At 33.0% G+C, this 3,836-nt stretch carries 3 protein-coding genes and 2 pseudogenes; 3 read left to right on the top strand and 2 right to left on the bottom strand.

The features are described 5' to 3' along the window. A pseudogene (locus tag Wcon_RS13110) lies at nucleotides 1-491 on the bottom strand (helix-turn-helix domain-containing protein); the annotation flags it as partial. Nucleotides 492-568: 77 nt separating this feature from the next. Between Wcon_RS13110 and Wcon_RS08750 the strand changes: the two are divergent. The 3 genes from Wcon_RS08750 (at nucleotide 569) to Wcon_RS08740 (ending at nucleotide 2,940) form a co-directional block, all read left to right on the top strand. After that, nucleotides 569-1,273 carry a hypothetical protein gene (locus Wcon_RS08750; protein ID WP_114517884.1) on the top strand — a complete coding sequence of 235 codons (705 nt, stop codon included), beginning with the start codon at nucleotides 569-571 and terminating at the stop codon, nucleotides 1,271-1,273. A gap of 180 nt (nucleotides 1,274-1,453) precedes the next feature. Next, nucleotides 1,454-1,648, top strand: a complete 195-nt coding sequence (locus Wcon_RS11245; RefSeq protein ID WP_047759735.1) for a hypothetical protein — start codon at nucleotides 1,454-1,456, stop codon at nucleotides 1,646-1,648. 131 nt (nucleotides 1,649-1,779) lie between these two features. After that, nucleotides 1,780-2,940, top strand: a complete 1,161-nt coding sequence (locus tag Wcon_RS08740; protein WP_114517882.1) for a porin — start codon at nucleotides 1,780-1,782, stop codon at nucleotides 2,938-2,940. Between the two features lie 225 nt (nucleotides 2,941-3,165). Here Wcon_RS08740 and Wcon_RS08735 read toward each other — a convergent pair. Then, nucleotides 3,166-3,775: pseudogene (locus Wcon_RS08735) on the bottom strand (transposase). Nucleotides 3,776-3,836: the final 61 nt, after the last annotated feature.

Here is a 3,836-nt window from a genome sequence, read left to right as displayed (position 1 = left end):
AAAGAAAAACAGCTCTTTTCCAAGATACTTGCCAATAACTTCATTGAGATTTTTTTTTGAATTCCTCTTGTTTTCTTTTATCTTGTACATTGTGTTGGTGTAATATATGAAAATTTCATATATTACGGTGCACTGTAGACTTACTGACATTCAGACCAAATTTTTTCTGAATCTTTATTCTCATTTCTTTAATAGTAATATTAGGATTTTCTTCTATCCATACTTCAACTTGCTCAAGTTGGCTATGATTCAATCTAGTTTTTTTACAGCATTGAGCAGGAGCAAATAGTTTTTCTTCTCTTCCAAATTTTAAGTCATGAAGTTACTGCGTTTCTTGAAATGCAGCATATCTTTGCTACAGCCGTTATGCTATGCTTTTTTGCTAGCAATTACAGCATTTAGTTTTTTTATGCATTGTTTCTTACTTTCTTCAGCATTTTTCTTGCCGATTCCACCACTTGTTCATCTAATAGTTTTGATCTTAATCCTATTTTACCCCGCTATTTTACTTGTTTCAGTATGGACTTTTTTTCTCTTTATTGTCTATCCGCTCTCTCCTTAATGGGCATTGGTATTAAATATAAGAGTTTTTGCAGATTATAGGAAAGAGCTAGAGCAAAAATCTTCTTATATAGTTATAAGAGCCGAAGTAGTACAATATTTAGATTCTTCAGGAGAACTGCTGAAGGACTCTATAAAGAGCGTTGTTCATTATACTACTTTTCCTAAGTTAAGAGGAAATAGTTTAGATTGTGAGTATTTTGTTCAAGGTAAGGAATTAATAAGTGACAGAAAATCTCAGCTTAAAGATAAATTTAAAGGTATAATTAAACTGAATGCCTTAATGGCTGCTAAACATAAAGAAGGATTAAGCCTTGTAGTACCTAATGCTTTTTTTGATCGTTTTAGTGAAAGTGGCAAAAAAGAAGCAAAAAGGATTTTTGTCAACGCAGCAATAGAAGCTGCTAAGGAAATAGAACAAGATGATAAAAAATATTCAGGATTTTGTGGAATATTTGTCAATGCTGGAAAGAATCAAGAATTAAATGGGCTGATAAGCAAAAGTGATGTTAAAAGTATTGCTGTTAATTATGGTGATCTTAGTGCACTAAGTAGAGCGTTAACAAGAGGGAAGTTTGCAGAAACTATAATGGGTGAGGGAGTTGGATATGTTGGTAATGGTGCATTATCTGCAAGCGGTAATATTGCAGTAGAGGAAAATCTTACTAGAAAAACATTAGGAGAAACTGTGTTATGTTTAGCGGAGCATTAAAGGTGCTAGATAAAAAGTGTTACAGGGGAGAAAGTGTGCAATCTGACAGAGTACGCAATGAGGAGCAAAGATCACTTCAGTCTAATAGAGCACAAAATAAAGGACAAAAATCACCTCAGCATAAAATGCAAAATATTCAATGTAATAGATCAACTGTGTGTTTTGCTATAACAGTATCTTTTGGCTTTTATTATAGTATTAGCATTCGTGACACAAACATATATATTTTTAGCAGCGCTTGTTATATCTGCAGCAATTGGACTATATGGGTGGTCATTATATAAGAAAGAGCAAGAAAATAAACCTAGCACTAGTATTCAAGGCAATTTAGAAACAAATAGAGTCTTTGATGAGCAAAGTGCACAAAGGGACTAGAGCACTTTGTTTATCTACCTATTTAATTTTTGTGTTTATTTTATTTAAGTTTTAGCATATTCTTGTGGAAATTGCCTATATGGGTTGTTTTTTATTTCTATTAAGCTTATATTAAAGATTTAAGCTTGCCTATGAGGTTACTGATCACACTATTTTCATTATTATTCGTGGTAGGGAGTGCTAACGCTAGGGTAATTCTAGATAAGGAGATATTTTATGCAGAACTAGATGGAAAAATAGATTTAAGATTTGGCTACGCTTTCAACAGAGATTCTTTTAGCTCTGCCAAAGACAAGACCTCAAGCTATTCAGATCTGCGCTTTCTTTATTTGCAGCAAGTTTATCTAAATACGCAAATGGGGTTTAATGTTAAGGCAGGAGTTTCTAGTATTGCAAACCTAAAAGCATTAGACATAGAAAAGTTAGAAATGGAAAAGTGGTATTTTATCATAAAGAATCAAGAGTTTGGATCAGTTGAATATGGTAAAGGAAGTTTAGTTAGTCAGAGTATGTTAATTAACACCTCAAAAATTTATACAGCTGCTGGAGGAATAAATGGTCATTGGACAAACTATGCAAATTTGCACGGTAGTGAAAAAAGAGATGCTGATCCTGGGTATGACAAGGACAAGGTATTTTGGGTAAAACCCAATATTTACAGCGACTATAATGGATTAGAACTGAAGTTAAAACAACCAACAATAAACTATATTTCTCCTGAAATCTATAACTTTCAACTTGGATTCAGCTATGTTCCAGGAAAAAATAATTTACAATATAATAATCTAATAGCCGCTGGTCTTTCCTATAAAAATGGCTTATCAGATGAAATAAATTTTACTACTGCTTTAACTGGTGAATTTGCAAGGGAAAATTTAACTGATTGCACAGATGGAACTTCTGAAAATTATAAATGCCGTAATCAATTACTACACTGGAATTTTGGCTTGAAACTAAAACTTTTTGAACTTGATTGCATTTTTTCGTACGGTAATGGCGGTAAATCTGGTGAGAAGCGTAGTCCTGAAACAAATAATATGTATTATGTAAATGCAGGTGTTGCTTACCACTCTGATTCTCGTAAATTGAGCTTAACATATTTTAATAGTGTTAGAGATATTGCAGGTAAAGGTACAAACGAATTAACATCACAGGCTTTCAGTCTTGAATATCCATTAGCTATTGGTACTTCATACTACTTCGATATTGTAAAATTTAGTACAAAAGAACCTGAAATCGAAAGTAATAACTCCGGGTATGTGCTTTTGGCTGGGCTGAAGCTAAGTTTTTAATGAAATAACCGGTGTGTAAGTGTTGTAATGTGGTATATATTAAGCAATGAGAATAAAATCGAGTTATTAATATATGCGCTATTTGGTATGATAAAAATAACTATTACATAAGATTTTCAATAAAAAGATATGGACTAAAACCTTCGGTCTGTTAATGTAGTGAATATCAACAAATTTAAGATATGACGACACCGAAAGTTAGAGGTTGTCCTGAAACTAGAAAACTTAGGCATATTTCCTCGTTAACATAACCCTATTCATAGCAAGACATATGAAATTTTCAGTAGATGTTGTAAGCAAATCATATTCCTTTGATAGCCTTCTATTCCTCAAGCAAAAGTCCTTTCTACAACCCACCTTCTTGGCTGTACTTTAAATCCCTGTTCTCTCGCTGGCAGCAGCTCAAGCGTTATGTACCCAAAATCTACATGGAGGTCTTTTAACAATTTCAATATCTATGTCATATTCTTCCTTTATATGCCTTTTTCTACCTTTTACTTTTTTATTTCCATCATAACCTTTGACCCCCCTTTTTCTGTAGTTTTCACAGATTGACTGTCAAGCGCTTGGCTCCTCATTTCTTCCTATTTTTCTCCTGCTATATTTGGCAATTCATTTTCTCAAAAATTTCCTGCTTTTTCCATTGCCTAAACTGCTCATACACAGTCTTCCATAGCATTCCCGCCATTGGCATCCTGTACGCAATACATAGAAAATCGCCTCTAATATTTCTCTTTTACTATACTTTGGCGGTTTTCCTCCTTTCTTGTATCATACTCTGAAATATTTTTCTATTCGGCCTTTTACTTAGATCTGTTGGATACTTTTTTCTCATTTCTTACCTCACTTTTACATTTCTTATACTATACCTTATCCTACTTTCAAGATAATCTCTT

This window comes from Wolbachia endosymbiont of Cylisticus convexus, from assembly GCF_003344345.1.
Note: the sequence above shows the minus strand (reverse complement) of the source record. Positions and strands in the feature narration are given on the sequence as shown.

Excerpts from the sequence above, each read along its gene's own strand:
- Wcon_RS08740 (WP_114517882.1), top strand. The coding sequence starts at position 1,780 with ATGAGGTTACTGATCACACTATTTTCATTATTATTCGTGGTAGGGAGT.